This is a genomic window from Blautia sp. Marseille-P2398 (assembly GCF_964240315.1).
Lineage (GTDB): Bacteria > Bacillota > Clostridia > Lachnospirales > Lachnospiraceae > Blautia_A > Blautia_A wexlerae.
The window spans coordinates 335,259-354,024 of the sequence record NZ_CAXSTD010000001.1; the positions used below are offsets into that span (position 1 = coordinate 335,259).

Annotated in this window: 16 protein-coding genes and 1 other annotated feature; all 16 genes read right to left on the minus strand. The window is 42.5% G+C overall.

What is annotated here, in order from left to right:
- Nucleotides 1-6: 6 nt before the first annotated feature.
- Nucleotides 7-612 (minus strand): signal peptidase I, encoded by a 606-nt coding sequence (gene lepB / locus ACESZG_RS01610; protein WP_008703909.1) that lies wholly within the window; start codon nucleotides 610-612, stop codon nucleotides 7-9.
- Nucleotides 613-685: 73 nt separating this feature from the next.
- Complete coding sequence (gene rplS / locus ACESZG_RS01615; RefSeq protein ID WP_008703911.1) at nucleotides 686-1,033, minus strand: 50S ribosomal protein L19; 348 nt, start codon at nucleotides 1,031-1,033, stop codon at nucleotides 686-688.
- A 126-nt stretch (nucleotides 1,034-1,159) separates the two neighbouring features.
- Entirely contained in the window at nucleotides 1,160-2,035 is an 876-nt protein-coding gene (locus tag ACESZG_RS01620) for a methionyl aminopeptidase (RefSeq protein WP_008703912.1), read from the minus strand.
- A 208-nt stretch (nucleotides 2,036-2,243) separates the two neighbouring features.
- The gene (locus ACESZG_RS01625) at nucleotides 2,244-3,176 is read right to left on the minus strand and encodes an OmpA family protein (RefSeq protein ID WP_055052420.1); all 933 of its coding nucleotides are present in this window, start codon (nucleotides 3,174-3,176) and stop codon (nucleotides 2,244-2,246) included.
- A gap of 15 nt (nucleotides 3,177-3,191) precedes the next feature.
- On the minus strand, nucleotides 3,192-4,832 hold the full coding sequence (locus ACESZG_RS01630) for a MotA/TolQ/ExbB proton channel family protein (protein ID WP_008703914.1): 1,641 nt from the start codon (nucleotides 4,830-4,832) through the stop codon (nucleotides 3,192-3,194).
- A 430-nt stretch (nucleotides 4,833-5,262) separates the two neighbouring features.
- On the minus strand, nucleotides 5,263-5,877 hold the full coding sequence (locus tag ACESZG_RS01635) for a histidine phosphatase family protein (protein ID WP_368210889.1): 615 nt from the start codon (nucleotides 5,875-5,877) through the stop codon (nucleotides 5,263-5,265).
- Nucleotides 5,877-8,294: a phenylalanine--tRNA ligase subunit beta gene (pheT, locus tag ACESZG_RS01640; RefSeq protein WP_161233322.1), complete on the minus strand. Its 2,418-nt coding sequence runs from the start codon at nucleotides 8,292-8,294 to the stop codon at nucleotides 5,877-5,879. The genes ACESZG_RS01635 and pheT overlap by 1 nt, the downstream gene beginning before the upstream one ends.
- A gap of 104 nt (nucleotides 8,295-8,398) precedes the next feature.
- Complete coding sequence (gene pheS, locus ACESZG_RS01645; RefSeq protein WP_161233327.1) at nucleotides 8,399-9,418, minus strand: phenylalanine--tRNA ligase subunit alpha; 1,020 nt, start codon at nucleotides 9,416-9,418, stop codon at nucleotides 8,399-8,401.
- Between the two features lie 183 nt (nucleotides 9,419-9,601).
- Nucleotides 9,602-9,833, minus strand: a binding site (T-box leader).
- 59 nt (nucleotides 9,834-9,892) lie between these two features.
- Nucleotides 9,893-11,287 (minus strand): NADPH-dependent glutamate synthase, encoded by a 1,395-nt coding sequence (gene gltA / locus ACESZG_RS01650; protein WP_022379996.1) that lies wholly within the window; start codon nucleotides 11,285-11,287, stop codon nucleotides 9,893-9,895.
- A complete protein-coding gene (locus tag ACESZG_RS01655) occupies nucleotides 11,287-12,174 on the minus strand; it encodes a sulfide/dihydroorotate dehydrogenase-like FAD/NAD-binding protein (protein ID WP_055052424.1) in 888 nt (295 codons plus the stop codon). Before ACESZG_RS01655 ends, gltA begins: the two co-directional genes overlap by 1 nt.
- A 100-nt stretch (nucleotides 12,175-12,274) precedes the next feature.
- Nucleotides 12,275-13,027 carry a ClpP family protease gene (locus ACESZG_RS01660; protein ID WP_118669962.1) on the minus strand — a complete coding sequence of 251 codons (753 nt, stop codon included), beginning with the start codon at nucleotides 13,025-13,027 and terminating at the stop codon, nucleotides 12,275-12,277.
- 110 nt (nucleotides 13,028-13,137) lie between these two features.
- Nucleotides 13,138-13,869, minus strand: a complete 732-nt coding sequence (locus tag ACESZG_RS01665; RefSeq protein ID WP_008703925.1) for a YebC/PmpR family DNA-binding transcriptional regulator — start codon at nucleotides 13,867-13,869, stop codon at nucleotides 13,138-13,140.
- Nucleotides 13,870-13,910: 41 nt separating this feature from the next.
- Nucleotides 13,911-15,224: a hemolysin family protein gene (locus ACESZG_RS01670; protein WP_070100651.1), complete on the minus strand. Its 1,314-nt coding sequence runs from the start codon at nucleotides 15,222-15,224 to the stop codon at nucleotides 13,911-13,913.
- 200 nt (nucleotides 15,225-15,424) lie between these two features.
- Nucleotides 15,425-15,772 (minus strand): type II toxin-antitoxin system PemK/MazF family toxin, encoded by a 348-nt coding sequence (locus ACESZG_RS01675; RefSeq protein WP_020994045.1) that lies wholly within the window; start codon nucleotides 15,770-15,772, stop codon nucleotides 15,425-15,427.
- A 185-nt stretch (nucleotides 15,773-15,957) separates the two neighbouring features.
- The gene (gene alr, locus ACESZG_RS01680; RefSeq protein ID WP_373217419.1) at nucleotides 15,958-17,103 is read right to left on the minus strand and encodes an alanine racemase; all 1,146 of its coding nucleotides are present in this window, start codon (nucleotides 17,101-17,103) and stop codon (nucleotides 15,958-15,960) included.
- Nucleotides 17,104-17,180: 77 nt separating this feature from the next.
- Nucleotides 17,181-18,680 (minus strand): bifunctional ADP-dependent NAD(P)H-hydrate dehydratase/NAD(P)H-hydrate epimerase, encoded by a 1,500-nt coding sequence (locus ACESZG_RS01685; protein ID WP_022380001.1) that lies wholly within the window; start codon nucleotides 18,678-18,680, stop codon nucleotides 17,181-17,183.
- Nucleotides 18,681-18,766 lie beyond the last annotated feature (86 nt).

Genomic DNA, 18,766 nt, shown 5'->3' on the forward strand with positions numbered 1-18,766 from the left:
ATACACCTAACCTTTCAAAAATCCAAATTTATCTTTCGGGGAAATGACAAACCATACCTTTCCCACAATATATTTCTTATTGATATTTCCGATATCACCATACCGGCTGTCCTCACTGTTATTTCTGTTATCGCCAAGTACAAAATACTCACCGCTTTCCAAAGACACTCCGTCGGATGCCAATCCCGCATTACTGATTTCAGGAAAATTCTTATTTTCATTATATACTTCTCCGTTGATCAATACTGCTCCGTTGGATATCTGTACAGTCTCACCGGGCAGACCGATCACGCGGCCGATATGCAGAGCCGCATCATCACTTCCACTGGTTTTATATACAATGATATCTCCCCGTTCAGGTGAGGATACTTTATAAACAGCCCTGTTTACAAAAAAGCGTTCTCCAACCTGCAGTGTGGGCTCCATGGTACTCTCCTGTACAGTCACTGATTGAAACAGCGCAATTCCCGCCAGAATGCCAAAAATGAGCACTACCGCTATCTGAAATATCCAGTTAAGGATTCCCCGGACTTTTTTATCTTCAAGTTTTATTTCCAGCATATCTCTGGTCTCTTTCAGTGCCGGACTATCTTTCCATTTTCTGATATTCATCCAAATCTCCTGACAGATGGAAAAAGAGGGACAATACACAAGTTATTGTCCCTTCTTCTGCTAATTCATGAAATTATTTAACAAGCTCTTTAACCTTAGCTGCTTTACCTACACGATCTCTTAAGTAGTTCAGTTTCGCACGACGTACTTTACCACGACGGATAACTTCTACTTTTACTACATGTGGGGAATGAAGCGGCCATGTTTTCTCAACGCCTACTCCGTTAGAGCTCTTTCTTACAGTAAATGTAGCTCTGTTGCTTCCGCCCTGTTTCTTGAGAACTGTTCCTTCAAAAACCTGAACACGTTCACGGTTTCCTTCTTTGATCAGTGCGTGTACTCTTACAGTATCACCTGTGTTGAATGCCGGTACTTCAGCTTTTAACTGAGCTGCTTCGATGTTTTTGATAATTTCGTTCATTGTATTTTCTCCTATTCTTATATGGATGTTCTTAATACATATCCTGTAACAGAGGACCATCTTTTTTCACAACAGTTGTGATTATACTATATAGCCTGATGTATTGCAATACTTTTTGCAAATTTTTTACCAGCAGATTACTTCACATCCTGTTTCCGTAACCAGAACAGTTACTTCCCACTGGGCTGAAGGAAGTCCGTCCTCTGTACGGACTGTCCACTCGTCAATCTCATCCGTATAAATTTCATCGCTTCCCATATTTACCATCGGCTCTATGGTAAACATCATACCCGGAACCATCAGGACACCTGTATTCTCTTCAGAAACAAAGCTTACCCATGGGTCTTCATGGAACTCAACTCCCACACCATGTCCACCGATTTCTCTGACTACAGAATATCCGTTTTCTACTGCATGTTTATGAACTGCACTTCCCATATTTCCGATCGGAGTCCATGGTTTCACCTGGGAAATACCAATCTCAACACATTCTTTTGTGACCTTGACAAGTTTTTCTTTCTCCGGACTCACTTTACCGATGCAGAACATTCTGGACGAGTCAGAATAATAACCATTATATATTGTAGATACATCAACATTGATAATATCTCCCTCTTTCAGAATCTGCTCTTCATCCGGGATTCCATGGCATACCACTTCATTTACAGAAGTACACACGCTCTTTGGAAATCCTTCGTAATTTAACGGTGCTGGGATTCCCCCATGCCGTACAGTCTCTTCATGTACCCATCTGTCAATCTCTTCAGTGGATACACCTGGTTTAATATGCTCTTCCACATAATCAAGAACTGCGATATTGATTTTGCAGCTTTCTTTTATTTTCGCGATCTGTTCGGGTGTTTTGATCAGATCATGATCGATCACTGCATATCCTTTCTGCTTCATTATTTCCATTTTTTCATCAAATGCCTCATGGCATTTTTTATATTTTTTTCCGCTTCCACACCAGCATGGATCGTTTCTTCCAATTTTCAAAGACATGATAATTCCTCTTTCTTTTTTCTTATGTAGGGTACAGCGCATCATCACCATTACAGGAAACTGTGTACTGTTTTATCATACCACATTTTCTCTCGGAAATGTGAACTGTTATTGGTAAAATTACTCGTTATCTTTCGTGAATTGTAAGATAAAGCATCTGCATCAAAGCATTTTTCAAACACACTCCGGAATTGAAAAATCCGGCAGTTTAATTGCTGCCGGATTTTTCAGAATCAGAAGTCTTATCTGTATTCATAATCTGATTAAGTTCATTTATCATCTCATCATCTTTCAGACGAAACTTTACTTCCACTCGTCTGGATGCATCCTTATCTACATTCCCATCGGAATCCAGAACCGGATTGGCTGAACCATGACCATTTACGGTCAGATAATTCTGAAGTTCTGAAATCTCATCAGAACTCAGGAAGTTCTCCCTGATTTCCGTCAAATACTGTGCAACTGCGAGAGAACGTTTCTGAGAAAGCTCCAGATTGTAATCATAGTCTCCGTCTGTGTCTGTATAACCGTCAATGATGATCTCAGCCAGATACTTCTTATAATCTTTCTGAAGAAGCACCTTACAGTAAATCGGAAGGATATCTGCAAGTTCCTGTTTGCCCTCATCTGTCAGTTCTGACTTATCATAGTCAAATAATACATTTGCATTGAGGGTAAGAGCACCTGTCTGAGCATCAATATCAACACTTACATTGTTTTTGGAAAACTCCTTCTGCAATGCTTCAATGACATCTGCCTTGACACCGATAATATTATCAATTTTCTTCTGCTGTGTGGCAAGAAGAGATGTTTTTTCATCAAGGCTGGCCTGCTGTTCCTTTAACTGTGCTGCCAGTTCTGCAAGAAGCTTTTTCTGCTTGTCAAGCTGTTCATCCTGGGAACTCAGCTTGCTGTTTTTCTCGTCCAGCTCACTCTGCTGTGCCAGAATTTCCGCTGTATACTGCTCCTGAAGAGCTATCTTGTCATCTCTCTCCTTAATACTCTCATTATAACTTTTCTGAGCCTGAAAAAGAGTCACACACATAATCAGTATAAAAAGGAGCAGCACACCGGCCATCATATCAGAATAAGACCGCCAGACATTAAATCCGCCCTCTTCTGATTTCTTTCTTTTGCGCATATTTCTCTCCTTTTCTTATTTGAATAAGCTGAATTTACCTTTCTGGTTTTTGGAAATATTCTTCATATTTTTGTTCATCTCCTCCAGAAGTGCTTCCTGACGCTCGCTCTGTTCCTCCAGAAGTTTGCGTACTTCCTCCACAGATTCTTTCTGTGCCGCACTCTGAGCTGATTTTCCGCCTGAGAGATAAATATTGTTGTCTTCTTTCTGAACAGAAATATCTGCAAAGAGTCTGCGTACCTCTTCCATTGTCTCGTAAGTCATCTTCTGATAAGATACAAAGTCTTTCATCTTTACATCCAACTGTTCTACCAGTTTACGGTTAGCCTCAAGCACATCTTTTCCTGCCTGATTTGCAGCCGAAACCTTTTCCATTCCCTGCGCGGCAGCTTCCACATATTTCTGCATTGTCTGATTGCAGGCAACCCAGAATTTGGCAGAAGATTTCTCGGATTCATGCAGATAATCCGCAATGCGCTGATAATCCTGCTGCTGAAGCTTCTGGATTTCCTGATTATCCTGTGTGATTCTTGTTGCCGTAGACATATAACGGCCCTGAACCTGTCCCAGTTCATTTACAAGGTCTTTCATAGCTTCGCTCTGTTTTGCATATGAGGTATTCAGCTGATTACTCATCGTCTGATAGAGCCTTGTAGTATAATCAATATTTTCTTTCTGCGCTTCCTTCAGCTGTACAAGAGCTTCATTGAAATCTGTGAACTGCATTTTAAATGAACCGTTCATCTCCCGCAAAAAAGTACGCAGGATATCCTGAACCACATCCTCCTGACATTTTGTTACAGATTCTGTCAGAATCTCCAGAGATTCTGTCATCTTCTGGAAAGTAGGATTGATTGCTTTCTCAAAACTCTCTGCCATCTGTGAGGTAAGCTGCTCTGCCATCTGTTTCATGGCTTTTGTCTGAACCTTCTGACTTGCAAGCATCAGGTTTCTTGACTCGCTCTCAGCCGCCGGAAGTACATAAAGATGAAATCTCTCCAGAAATCCCTGAAGCTTCGCATCCATTCCGGAATAAACGCTTTTCATTCCGGAACTGTAGATCAGTGCAAATGCAATTCCATAGATAGAAGTAAGGAATGCTACTTTGATACCATCTACCAGGGCAGATACAGAGGTAGTCATTGTCTCATAGCTGGATGGCTCAAAACTCTTAAGCCCCCATACCAGACCAATAAAAGTACCAAGAATACCAAGGCTGGTAAAAATATCCGGTGCCATTTCCAGAATCTTCTTATGTACATGAAGATCAATCTCGTCCTCATTTATGTAATCTTCAACATCTCCGATTCCTTCCTGGTTTTTCTCCATGGCATCTACAAAGCTGTCCATTCTGTCATCCAGATATTTATGTTCAAACATCCCCTTCAGGCAGGAAAGATCTTCGCTTTTGGCTTTTCCGGGTATTTTGAATATACTGGAAAGCTCCTGCGTTCCTCTTGCAAGAGCCTCTCCAATGCTGTCTACCCGAAACATACCGCCAAACAGTCCGGCCAGATAGATCACAGCCATAACAGCGAGGAATGCAAAGTTATAAATCATCGTGCCTGATGAACCATTCCCGGTCAGCAGCGTCATGGCAACACATCCGCCAAGCACCACCAGAAAAAGAACCGTATTCATAATTTTTTTGCCCATAATACACCTCCTGTGATTATTTGCAGATTCTGCACAAAATTACAGACAATTTCCTTTTTCGTATATCATATCACAACGTCATATCTGTCACAAGTAAAAATATAGTTACTGTTCACAGTAACGTAGCCAAAAGTTACTGTTCACTCCGTTCTCAGTAACACGCTTCGCGATGCACAGAATTTATGCTAATCGCATAAATTCGCGCGGTATATCTCGGGTTTTCTGTGACCTTCGCTCACAAAAAACACCTCGCGGGATATTACCAGTGAACAGTAACAGCCAAAATTCATTCCAGATTGCCTGCGGCAATGGAATTTTGGCTTGTATGTCTCGGGATAGTGGTGTATAAACAGTAACAAAATATATTAAAAGTCCGGCAGAAAAGCTGTACTCAAAGCACAGTTTTCCACCGGATTATTTTACAGAATTGTTATATTTCAGAATAAACTTTATCTTCTTCCAGAAATCTGGCTTTTCCATCTTTTACTTCAAGCAGATTGATACTGCAGTTTGGAGGCACACATCCATGCCAGAAATGTTCCGGATCCTGATAGACATTCTGAAGCAGTGCACGAACTGCACATCCATGAGAAGAAACAAGAATTGTTTTGTCTGCCAGAGCAGGATCTGTCGTTTTCTCCAACCAGAATTCTCTGGTGCGTTTCAGGATATCAGAAATGTTTTCGCCGTTTTGAGGACGTTCAAATTTCTGTGGCTCTTCAAAGAAAATTTCCATTTCATGGCTGATGATCTTCCCTTGTTCATCCTTAAACCGGCTTCCTTCAAGAACTCCGAAATCAATTTCCTGGATTCTTTTATCCTCAATAACAGGAATCTGCCTGTTTCCCAGCACATAATGTGCTGTCTGTCTCGCTCTTGCCAGAGGACTGGTAAAACAGATATCAAACGGAACATCTTTTAATGCTTCTCCTGTTCTTTTCGCCAGTTCAATTCCTTCCGGTGCAAGGGGAATATCCATTGCCCCCTGCACTTTTTTCAGTTTATTCCACTGAGTTATCCCATGTCTTAATACATAAATCAGCATTAACTTCTCAACTCGATTCCAAGATCTGTCAGGCCATTCAGGATTTTCTTCATTGCAGCTGTAATCTCGCTCTCTTCCAGAGTCTTGTCATGGTGACGGAATACCAGAGAATAAGCCATGGATTTATATCCTCCTTTAATCTGGTTTCCTTCATAAATGTCAAATAACTGATAACTCTCCAGAATCTTTCCGCCTCTCTGAGTCAGAATATGTTCAATCTGTCCTGCAAGAACGGTTTTCGGAACGACCATACTTAAATCGCGGGTTACTGCAGGATATTTTGCAATTCCTGTGTATTTATGGTTGAAACTTGCAAATTCAAGAACCGTAAGGATATCAATCACTGCCACATATGCCTTATCACCGATTCCATAAGTATCTGCAACCAGAGGATGAACCTCTCCCAGATAGCCCACAACCTTACCATCATAAACCATATTTGCCTGTCTTCCGGGATGAAGGTAAGTTTTTCCGCTGTTTGGATCATAATCTACTTTATCTCTCATTCCTACTTTCTCAAAGAACTCTTCACATACACCTTTCATGTCAAAGAAATCGCCGTTTCCATACATACCAAGTGTAAAGTGCATACGCTCATCCGGAAGTTCTGTAAGAGGAAGTGCTTTCGGACGATATACATTACCAAGTTCATAAAGACGTACATCTTTATTTCTTCTGTTATAGTTCGTAGCCAGAGAACTGAGCATACCGTTTAAAGTAGTTGTTCTCATGACACTGTAGTCTTCTCCCAGAGGATTGCTGATCACGATTCCCTGACGGAGCTTACTGTCAGCCGGAAGTCTTAATTTGTCAAATACCTTCGGACTTTCGAAAGAATAGGTCATTCCTTCAGAGAAACCACAATATTCCGCAATATCACGTGCCACTGCTTCAATACGAAGTTTAAACGGAAGCTTACCTGTTGTAGCTTCACCTGTAGGCAGAGTAGTAGGAATCTTATCATATCCGAAAAATCTTGCAACTTCTTCTGCAACATCAGCTACATAATGGATATCCTGACGGAAAGTAGGAGCTACGATCTCATTTGTTTTTTCGTCATAGGTCAGTTCTACTTTTGCCAGATAAGCAAGCATTTCTTCCGGTGTCAGGTCAGTTCCAAGAAGAGCATTAATCTTCTCCGGTTTGAAAGGAACTCTGGATGGTTCTCTTACTTCATTGCAGATATCTACCATTCCACCTACGACTTCACCTGCCCCAAGTTCCTCCATCAGCTGGCATGCTCTGTCGATAGCTGCCTGCGCATTGTTCGGGTCAAGACCTTTTTCGAATTTACCGGAAGCATCTGTTCTCAGACCGATTCTCTTGGAAGAAAGGCGGATATTTGTTCCATCAAAACATGCAGCCTCGAAAAGAACAGTTTTTACATCGTCTGTGATCATAGAATTCTCTCCACCCATGATACCGGCAATACCAACTGCTTTCTCACCGTCACAAATCATCAGTACCTGATCATCCATGGTACGTTCCTGTCCATCCAGCGTTACAAATTTCTCATCATTCTCTGCACGACGTACAACGATTTCTTTTCCTGCAATCCTGTCCAGATCATATGCGTGCATTGGCTGACCAAATTCTTCCATTACATAGTTTGTAATATCTACCAGATTATTGATCGGACGGATTCCATTGGAAGCCAGACATCTCTGCATCCATTTCGGAGATGGTCCGATCTTAACATTCTTTACGACTCTTGCGCAGTAACGTGGACAAAGTTTCGAATCTTCTACCGTTACTTTTACATAGTCAGAAGCTTTTTCATCATTTCCCTTACACTCTACAACAGGAGGACAGAATTTCTCATTAAACGTAGCTGCCGCTTCTCTTGCAATTCCCAGTACGCCGTAGCAGTCAACACGATTGGATGTGATTTCATATTCAAAGACAACATCATCCAGGCCCAGTGCCTTGATCGCACTCTCGCCTACAACAGCGTCTTCAGGGAAAATATAGATTCCGTATTCCGGTGCTTCCGGATACATTTCTCTTGTGCTTCCCAGCTCTTCGATGGAACACATCATACCATAGGAATCGATTCCGCGAAGTTTTCCTTTTTTGATTTCAATTCCACCCGGTGTTTTCTTTCCGTCATGTCCACCGGCAACACGTCCGCCGTCAAGAACAACAGGAACCTTATCTCCCTCTTTTACATTAGGAGCGCCTGTAACGATCTGTACAGTCTCTGTTCCGATATTCACCTGGCAGATGATCAGTTTATCTGCATCCGGATGTTTCTCAATTTTTTCAATCTGACCGATCACGATCTTATCCAGATCTGCGTCCAGTTTTTCAAAGCCTTCCACTTTTGTTCCTGTCAGTGTCATGGCATCTGTATATTCCTGTGCTGTCACATCAAGATCCGGCACATACATTTTAATCCAAGATAATGAAGTATTCATTTTGTTAATCCTCTTTCTATATTATAGCTCAGACTTATAGCAGCTTTCCCGGACAGAAATTTCCTCTTGGCTGCATAGCTCTGTTGTTTCAGACAGTCATTTCATCAGAACTGTTTCAGGAAACGGATATCATTCTCATAGAGCAGTCTCATGTCATCAATCTCATATTTCAGAAGTGCAATACGTTCAAGACCTACGCCAAATGCGAATCCTGTGTATTCTTCCGGATCAATTCCGCACATGCTCAATACATTCGGATGAACCATACCGCAGCCAAGGATTTCAATCCAGCCGGAACCTTTACAGAAACGGCAGCCTTTACCACCACACTTGAAGCAGGATACATCCACCTCTGCGCTTGGCTCTGTGAACGGGAAGTGATGTGGTCTGAACTTAGTTTTTGTCTCAGGTCCGAATAATTCCTGTGCAAACTCCTGCAAAGTTCCCTTAAGATCTGCAAAAGTGATGTTCTTGTCAATAACAAGACCTTCGATCTGATGGAAAGAAGGAGAATGTGTTGCATCTACTTCATCTGAACGGAATACACGACCAGGTGCGATCATACGGATCGGCAGCTTTCCTTTCTCCATAGTACGTGCCTGAACCGGTGAAGTCTGGGAACGAAGAAGGATAGAATCGTTGATAAAGAAAGTATCCTGTTCATCACGTGCCGGATGATTTTCCGGAATATTCAGTTTAGTAAAGTTGTAATCCGCATACTCTACCTCCGGTCCCTCTACTACTTCATAACCCATACCAATAAAGATACGTTCTACTTCTTCCAGGGCGATGGTGTTCGGGTGACGGTGACCGATTTTAGCTTTCTTTGCAGGTAAAGTCACATCAATCACTTCCTGTTTTATCTTCTCTTCACGTGCTGCTTCTTCCAGTTTCTGTTTAGATTCATCAAGAAGTGCTTCTATCTTGCTTCTTGTTTCGTTTACAAGCTGTCCAACCTTCGGGCGCTCTTCCGGTGCAACATCTTTCATACTCTTTAAAATTGCAGTCAATTCACCTTTTTTACCAAGGTATGCCACACGTACTTCGTTCAGTTTTTCCAGACCTTCGGATTCACTGATCCGTTTTCCGGCTGCTTCAGCCAGTTCCTGAAGTCTTTCTTTCATATCCATGTTCTCTTTCTCCTTTATGTCATAATGTCAGAGAAGAAAAATCGTTACTGAGAACAGAATGAACAGTAACGTAAAATCTGACTCTGACTTGATAGCCACAAATCGCTCCGTTGCAAAAGCAGTTCTCGCAATTCATGTTATAATAGCAGAATTGGCAAACAAAAAACTCCGTCCCACTAAAGGGACGGAGTAAAATATCCGCGGTACCACCCTGCTTCCTGCATTTTCTACAGGCTCTCGGTCTGCTTAACGCGCAGTAACGTCATTTCCTACTCAGTAAATACTGTCATTCAGAAACGCGGCTCCGGTGGGAAATTCAGGAAATATCTGAACCTGAGGCAGCTTCCAGCCGATGGCTTCCTCTCTCTGACGGAAAATAAATCCCTGTAAACACCTTCTAAGCTTTTCATGATTATCAACACTAGTAATCATGCCACAGACGTCAAAATCTGTCAAGTACCATTTACATTATTTATTTTTAAGATATTCATCGATACCTTTGGCACCAGCTTTACCTGCACCCATGGCAAGGATAACAGTAGCTGCACCTGTAACAGCATCACCGCCGGCATATACACCATCTTTAGATGTCTTACCTGTTTCTTCTTCAGCAATGATACATCTTCTCTTATTGACTTCAAGACCTTTTGTTGTAGAAGAGATAAGAGGGTTCGGGGAAGTACCAAGAGACATGATAACTGTATCTACATCCATGTCATATTCAGATCCCGGAATTTCAACCGGACGACGTCTTCCGGAAGCATCCGGCTCACCAAGTTCCATCTTGACAACCTTCATACCTTTTACATGACCGTTCTCATCTACAAGGATTTCCTTCGGGTTAGTAAGAAGATCAAAGATGATTCCCTCTTCTTTTGCGTGATGAACTTCCTCTGCTCGTGCAGGAAGCTCTGCTTCACTTCTTCTGTATACGATATGTACTTCAGCACCAAGTCTTAAAGCTGTTCTGGCAGCATCCATAGCAACATTACCACCGCCTACAACTGCTACTTTCTTTCCTGCCGCGATCGGTGTATCATAAGAATCATCAAAAGCTTTCATCAGGTTGCTTCTTGTAAGATATTCGTTGGCAGAGAATACACCGCTTGCATTCTCACCCGGGATACCCATGAACATTGGAAGTCCGGCACCTGATCCGATAAATACAGCTTCAAATCCTTCGTCCTCGATCAGCTGATCGATTGTTGTGGATTTACCGATAACAACATTAGTCTCGAATTTAACACCTAATTCTTTAACTTTTTCAATTTCTTTCTTAACAACTTTCTGTTTCGGAAGACGGAACTCCGGAATACCGTAAACAAGAACACCGCCAAGTTCATGAAGAGCTTCAAATACAGTTACATCATAACCAGCTTTTGCAAGATCACCTGCACAGGTAAGTCCGGAAGGACCGGAACCGATCACTGCAACTTTATGTCCGTTCTTAACTTCTGCTCCAACAGGTTTGATATCATGTTCCAGAGCATAGTCAGCAACAAATCTCTCCAGTTTACCGATAGAAACAGCTTCACCTTTGACTCCGCGGATACATTTACCCTCACACTGGGATTCCTGAGGACATACACGTCCACAGATAGCCGGAAGTGCGGAGGATAATCCGATCACTTTGTATGCCTCTTCGATCTTTCCCTCTTTAATCTCTTCAATAAATCCAGGAATATTAATGGATACAGGACAGCCTTCCACACATTTCGGTTTCTTACAGCCTAAGCATCTCTGTGCTTCTTCCATTGCTTCTTCCTGATTGTATCCAAGACAAACTTCTTCAAAGTTTGTTGCACGCACCTTTGGATCCTGTTCTCTTACAGGAACTTTCTTTAACATCTTTGCATCTGCCATTACTTGTCACCTCCACAATGTCCACATCCGCCATGATGGGTATCACCTTCCTGAAGTTTCAGTAATGCACGTCCCTCTTCAGTCTTATACATCTGGCTTCTCTTCATAGCCTGGTCGAAATCAACGAGATGTCCGTCGAATTCCGGTCCGTCTACACATGCAAACTTAATCTCATCGCCAACCTGAAGACGGCATGCGCCACACATACCTGTTCCGTCAACCATGATCGGGTTCATGCTGACAATTGTATGAATGCCAAGCTTCTTGGTAAGAAGACAGACAAATTTCATCATGATCATCGGTCCGATCGCTACACAGACATCGTAATGTTTGCCTTCGTTTGTTACCAGATCCTCAAGAGTCTTGGTAACCATACCTGCACGGCCATAGGAACCGTCATCTGTAGTAACATAAAGATTGGAAACTTCTCCCAGTTCTTTCTCAAGGATAACCATATCCTTAGTTTTTGCACCAAGAATAACATCTGCTGTGATTCCATGTTCATGGAGCCATTTTACCTGTGGGTAAACAGGGGCTGTACCAACACCGCCGGCAACAAATACCATTTTCTTTTTCTTTAATTCTTCGATATCTTCCTCAACAAATTCAGAAGGACATCCAAGAGGTCCTACGAAATCGCGGAATGCATCTCCTGCTTTTAATTCTGCCATCTTGATGGTAGATACACCAATCTCCTGGAATACGATTGTGACCGTACCTTCTTCACGATCATAATCACAGATAGTAAGAGGGATTCTCTCACCCTTCTCATCTAACTTAACGATAATAAATTGTCCTGGCTGACAATGGCTTGCAACACGCGGTGCGTGTACAACCATAAGATGGATCTTAGCTGCCAGTGTTTCAGCTTTTAAAATCTTATACATGGTTTTCCTCCTCGCAAATAATAAACCTCTATTAATAATACGCCAAAATCTGACATATGGCAAGGGTTGATTTGTAGCATATATAAGATTTTTTTCACTTTCAACACTCTTTTTCTATCATTTCATATAATTTTGCCAACGCTTCCTTAATACCGCCAACCTCATCGATCAGCCCTTCTTTTACTGCCTCTTTTCCTTCCAGCATGGTTCCTACATCTTTTACCAGCTGAGAAGTATCAAGCATCAGCTCTTCCAGACGTTTCTGAGATGCTCTGGAGTGTTCGGAAATAAATGTAGTGATACGGTCCTGAATTTTCTCCATATTCCGGTAAGTCTGAGCCACTCCGATAAACATACCATTGGAACGTACCGGATGGATCACCATCGTAGCACTTGGTACTGCGAAAGAATAGTCCGCAGATACGGCCATCGGAACTCCGATAGAATGTCCGCCGCCCAGAACCAGTGACACTGTTGGTATACTTAATGAGGCAATCATCTCTGCAATGGCAAGCCCAGCCTCCACATCTCCTCCCACTGTGTTTAAAAGGATCAGCAAGCCTTCTATTTCTTCATCATCCTCAATGATGGCAAGCTTTGGAAGTACATGCTCATATTTCGTAGTTTTGGAATGGGAGGGTGCAGACTCATGACCTTCCACCTCACCAATGATGGTCAGAAGCTCTACCTTGTGTTTTCGGGAATTGCTGTTTAAAACCACCTGTCCCATATCTTTGATCTGCTCATTGGTACTTTCCTGAATTTTATTTTCTGACTCCTGTGTCTCACAGTTTTGCAGCTTCATCCCTGTTTCAGACTCTTCTCTTTTTTCTCCATATCTGTTTTCAGACATAAAAATACCTCCATTTTCTCTATGGAGGTATTATGTGTGTTTCTTTTATAAACTATACATGTCCGACAGCAATAACCCAAAACAGGCAGTCTCAATATACCTGCGGTATTTTACTGCTCATCCCAGTTTGTCCAGTAATCTGTGACATCATCGTCATCATCCAGAAGATCCAGAGTTCTCTGAAGATCCTTGAGTGCCTGCTCATCTGTAAGCTCCACATAAGTCTGAGGAATCATGGCAACCTGTGCTTCTGCAATAGGCAGACCTGCTTTTTCCAGAGCTTCGCGAACTGCACTGAAATCATCCGGAGCAGTAAGAATCTCATAACTGTCCTCTTCCTCGCTGAAGTCCTCAGCACCGGCATCCAGAGCAAGCATCATAATCTCGTCTGCATCCATCTCACACTCTTCTTTGTCAATAATGATCTGACCTTTCTGATCAAACATATAGGATACACATCCCTGAGTTCCGATGCTTCCGTTACCCTTTGTAAATGCATTACGTACATTACCTGCTGTACGGTTCTTGTTGTCTGTCAGAGTCTCAACAATGATAGCAACACCGTTCGGACCATATCCTTCATATACAGCTTTCTCGTAGTTGTCTGCGGAATCAGCACCTGCTGCTTTTTTGATACCACGTTCGATTGTATCGTTTGGCATGTTGTTTGCTTTCGCTTTGGCAATTACATCACGAAGTTTGCTGTTATTATTCGGATCCGGACCGCCTGCTTTGACAGCCATAACCAGCTCACGTCCGATTACTGTAAAAATCTTACCTTTTTTTGCATCGTTTTTCTCTTTCTTATGCTTAATGTTTGCAAATTTTGAATGTCCTGACATCTTTCTTTCTCCTTTTGTTAATTATTTTTATCTGCTGCTGTTTATACAGCAACATTATTATCCCGCTCCACCTTAACCTTGCCAATGGTTTTATTACCAATAGACAAGATCGTAAAGCAGTATCCAATCGCTTTTATGCTTGTATCAACATCCTTATCTGTAGGAATATGTCCCAGAATATTGGTCAGATAACCGTTCAGTGTTTCAAACTCTGTATCCCCAAAATCTGCATCCAACTCTTCTTCCACATCCTCCAGATAAGCAAGCCCGTCAATGATCAGACTGTTATCTTTCTGTGCGCGGATCGTAATTTCATCCTCATCATATTCATCCAGAATATCTCCGACAATCTCCTCCAGAATATCCTCCATGGTAACGATCCCGGCTGTCTGGCCATATTCATCCACAACAATTGCCATATGGATCTTTCTGGCCTGCATAGTATGAAAAAGATCTCCAATCCCCCTTGTTTCAGGAATCAGGGATGCCTGGCGGATAATTCCGGGCAGTTCCTTCAACGGTTTGAACTTCGCCCAGGGATTCTGTGTCATAAACTTAAGCGCATCTTTATAATGGACAATTCCTTTGATATTGTCAATATTCTCCTCATATACCGGATAACGGGAATTCCCCTCTTCCAGCATAGTGTCAATCATGTTCTTGAGCAATATCTCCTCGTCAAAGGCCACCACATTCTTTCTGTGAGTCATGATATCATGGGCTTCTGTCTCATTAAAAGATATGATATTCTGGATCATTTCCGCCTCATTCTCCTGGATGACGCCCTGTTCATGAGCTTCATCTACAATGGAAATGATTTCCTCTTCTGTGACAGACTTTTCTGTACGGTTTATCTCCACACCAAAAGGCACTGCTGCCAGTCTGGCGATCCAGGTGACAGATACAGTAAAAGGCTTTAACAGATTCAGCCAGAAATGTACCAGGTTCAGATACTTATATGCATAAGCTTCAGGATGATAAGTACCAACCCGCCGAAAAGCCAGAATACCGATTGCAGCAAGAAAAATCACGCACAATGCCATTACCAGGATCAGTGCAGGCACATGCTTTATGTATGGATAAAATGCATCCACAGCATATGGGACCAGAAAAGTACCAAAACAAATACCACATGCCATTACGATCAGCGGAATTGCATTGACAAACTGCGCCGGTTTGTCGATCAGAGTCATCAGCATCTGTGCTTTTTTATCGCCTTCCTCTGCTTTCTTCTGTGTATCATTCTCACTTATGTTTCTCAGCGCTGCGGCAAACCCGTAAAAGATTCCATTCAACCACAACAGTAACAGTAAAACAAATAAGCCCCAGAGGGGCATACTACTGCCATCTTCCATTATATTATTCAGTCTCCTCCTTATTGAATATGCGTAATTACTGGTAAAATATATCACTTTCTCCATTAATCGTCAAGATACTGACCGGACAGAGATACCAAAAATTACTGTTCATTTATTGTTCACGCACTACTATCCGAGACATGCAAGCCAAAAAATCGCAATACCGGATCAGATGATATATCCCTTAAAAAGTAAAATCAGAACGTAAGCTCCAGGCTGATCTCAAGTGCATGATTCACCTTATCCAGCATCGCATCATCCAGATGACAGACTTTATCTTTTAATCTTCTTTTATCTATAGTACGAAGCTGTTCCAGCAAAATCACAGAATCTTTTTCAATCCCATAGAGTTCCGCATTGATCTCAATATGTGTAGGAAGCTTAGCCTTGTTCATTTTTGATGTAATAGCAGCACAGATCACTGTAGGGCTGTGCCGGTTACCTACGTTATTCTGAATGATCAGAACCGGCCGGATTCCACCCTGTTCACTCCCCACTACAGGGCGAAGATCAGCATAAAATATATCCCCTCTTTTAATTACCACACAATTCACACTCCGATTCTTTCCGGTTTCAATTTACAACATTGCCATAAGAAGAAACCTTGTTATCAGCCGGATATTTCCTGTCCGGTTAAGATAAAGTATTTCCACCTTTTTCTTGTGTATACATGCGTGGTATATAAAAATCAGTTATCGCTCACTTCGTCTCTATTCAGCAAACAGTAACATTATATTTCTTTCCCGTTTTTAATATAGACTCTCGGCACACGCGGGCTGATATCACAGGCAAACTCATAGGAAAATCTGCCACAGAGATCACCAATCTCCTCAATACCGATAAACTCATCCCCGTCTCTGCCGATCAGTGTTACCTCATCGCCCTTCTTCACATCACCAATCTCAGTCACATCTACCATAAACTGGTCCATACAGACTCTGCCAAGGATCGGAGCCTTTTGTCCATGTATCAGAACCCAGCCTTTATTGGAAAGCTGCCTGGAATAGCCGTCTGCATAGCCCACCGGAACAGTTGCCACACGAAGCTTCCTGTCAGCCACATAAGTACCGCCGTAGCTGATCGCTGCTCCGGCAGGAACGTCCTTCACATAAGTCACATGACTCTTAAGTTCCATAACCGGCTCAAGCTTTACAATATCTCTCTCCACCTCAGAAGAAGGATAAATTCCATAAATTGTGATTCCGGCGCGGACAATATTCAGATTTGCTTCCGGCATACGTATGATGCCCGCACTGTTAGAACAATGATGTAGAGGAATTTCTACTCCTGCCTCTTCTACGCGCCTTGAAAAATCCAGATACCGCTCCAATTGTACCATAGCCGGACTTCTGTCATACTCATCTGCTCTTGCAAAATGAGTAAACATACCCTCAATCTCAAGATTTGGAAGTTCTGAAATTTTTTTAATTTCCTCTACATTTTCCTGTGCATCCGCAAAACCGATCCTGGTCATTCCTGTGTCCAGAGCAATATGAATATGTACAGTTTTTTTCTGCAGAACCGCTTCGTCTGAAAGTTTCCTTGCCTCCTCATATTCGCACACTGCAGGACGGATCTCATAACGGACAAGTTCCGGAAAATATTCATCAAAAACAATTCCAAGGATCAGGATTGGTTTTGTAATCCCGGCTTCTCGCAGATGAATCGCTTCTTCCGCAGTTGCAGCCGCAAATCCCCAGATATAATCATAATCCTCAATGAGATGTGCAACCGGCACCGCGCCATGTCCATAAGCGTCAGCCTTTATGACTGCGATCATCTTTGTCTCTTCTGCAATATTTTTTCTCATTTCCCGGAAATTATGTTCTACTGCATCCAGTGAAATGACTGCTTTTACTCTGCTATATTTCTTCATAATAATTTTCCTCTGTTATTTTTTCATGTTAATATCTGCAAATTGTTTCACAGATTTACTGCCTCAAAATGAATATTCTATCTTAGTATTTCCGGCAGAAAACAGATGATATCTCCTGCGGTCATCCCTCGCTGCCCTACTGTTTCAGCAGCCAGATCACCTGCCAGCCCATGCACATATACACCAAGTGCAGCCAGCATAACAGGAGAAAATTTCTTTTCTGCTGCCAGATACATACACTGTATACCAGCAAGCACACCGCTTAACACATCTCCACTTCCCGCTGTAGCCATTCCTGCATTACCCGAAATGTTCAAATACATATCTCCAAAAGCATCTGCCACCACAGTACAGGCATCCTTCAGAACGCAAACCGCTCCAGACTCCTTTGCATAATCAGCTGCAGTCTGTGCCAGACAATCCTGGATCTTACCGATTTCTTTTCCGCACAGACGACTCATCTCACCAATATGAGGTGTCAGGATCACATGTTCCCCGATAAAACACTTCCAGTTGTCATGGACTGACAGAAGATTCAGGCCATCTGCATCCAGAATTACTGTTTTTTTACACTCAGCTGCCTTCGCCAGGAACCACTGAGCTCTTTCCCTGCTCTGCGCTCCGGTTCCAAGACCCGGTCCTATCACAAGCACATCACACCAGTCAAGCATTGCCTGGTTTTTTTTCTCATCAAAATCACAGGTGATCATGGCTTCCGGCAACAGTGTCTGCAACGGAATCCTGTTGGCCTCCACGGTCTGAATTCTCACCATTCCCGCAGAGCTTTTCAGAGCAGCTGCTGCACTCAGATATGCAGCTCCGCACATTCCTTCGCTGCCAGCTATAAGAAGAACCTTACCGAAGGTTCCTTTATTTCCATAGGGAACTCTCTCCGGAAGCATTTTCAAATCTTCACGTTCCAGATGATGCATACAGATTTTCTTTCCGGGTATGGAATAGATTCCGATATCCGTAACAACGATCTCACCGCCATACATGCGTCCGGGATAAAAACACAGCCCTCTTTTGCGAAAAGCAAAGGTAACCGTAAGATCTGCCCGGAATGCAATCCCCTTCTCAAATCCGGTATCTGAGTCAATCCCGGATGGAATATCCACAGCTACTTTATACGCAGATGCCCGGTTCATTGTACTGATAAGCTCTGCATATTTTCCCTCTACAGGTCTGCTCAGTCCAACCCCAAAGATGGCATCTACTATAGTAGTATATTCATCCAGATCCAGGTTATGCACCCGGGGCACCTGATAATATTCTGCTGTTTTAAGCTGTCCGGCAGTTTCAGCAGTCATTTTCTCTTCCTTACCCGCAATATAATACCAGGTTCTGACTCCTCTCAACTGAAGCAGTCTGGCAATCGCCAATCCGTCTCCGCCATTGTTGCCGGTTCCGCAGACCACAAGGATTTTCTCTTTTTCTTTATTCTTTAATCTCTGTACAATCTCCTCAACCGTCTTTAATGCCGCCCTCTCCATAAGTACCGGAGACGATATCCCGGCTTTCTGAATCGTATTATGATCCAGTTCTTTCATCTCAACAGCAGTTACAATCTCTCTCATCTGTTCACCTCCTGTTTACAATAACACATTTACATACAAGAGAAAAGCTGTGATCAGATGACCACAGCCTTGTGTTTCACAGTTAT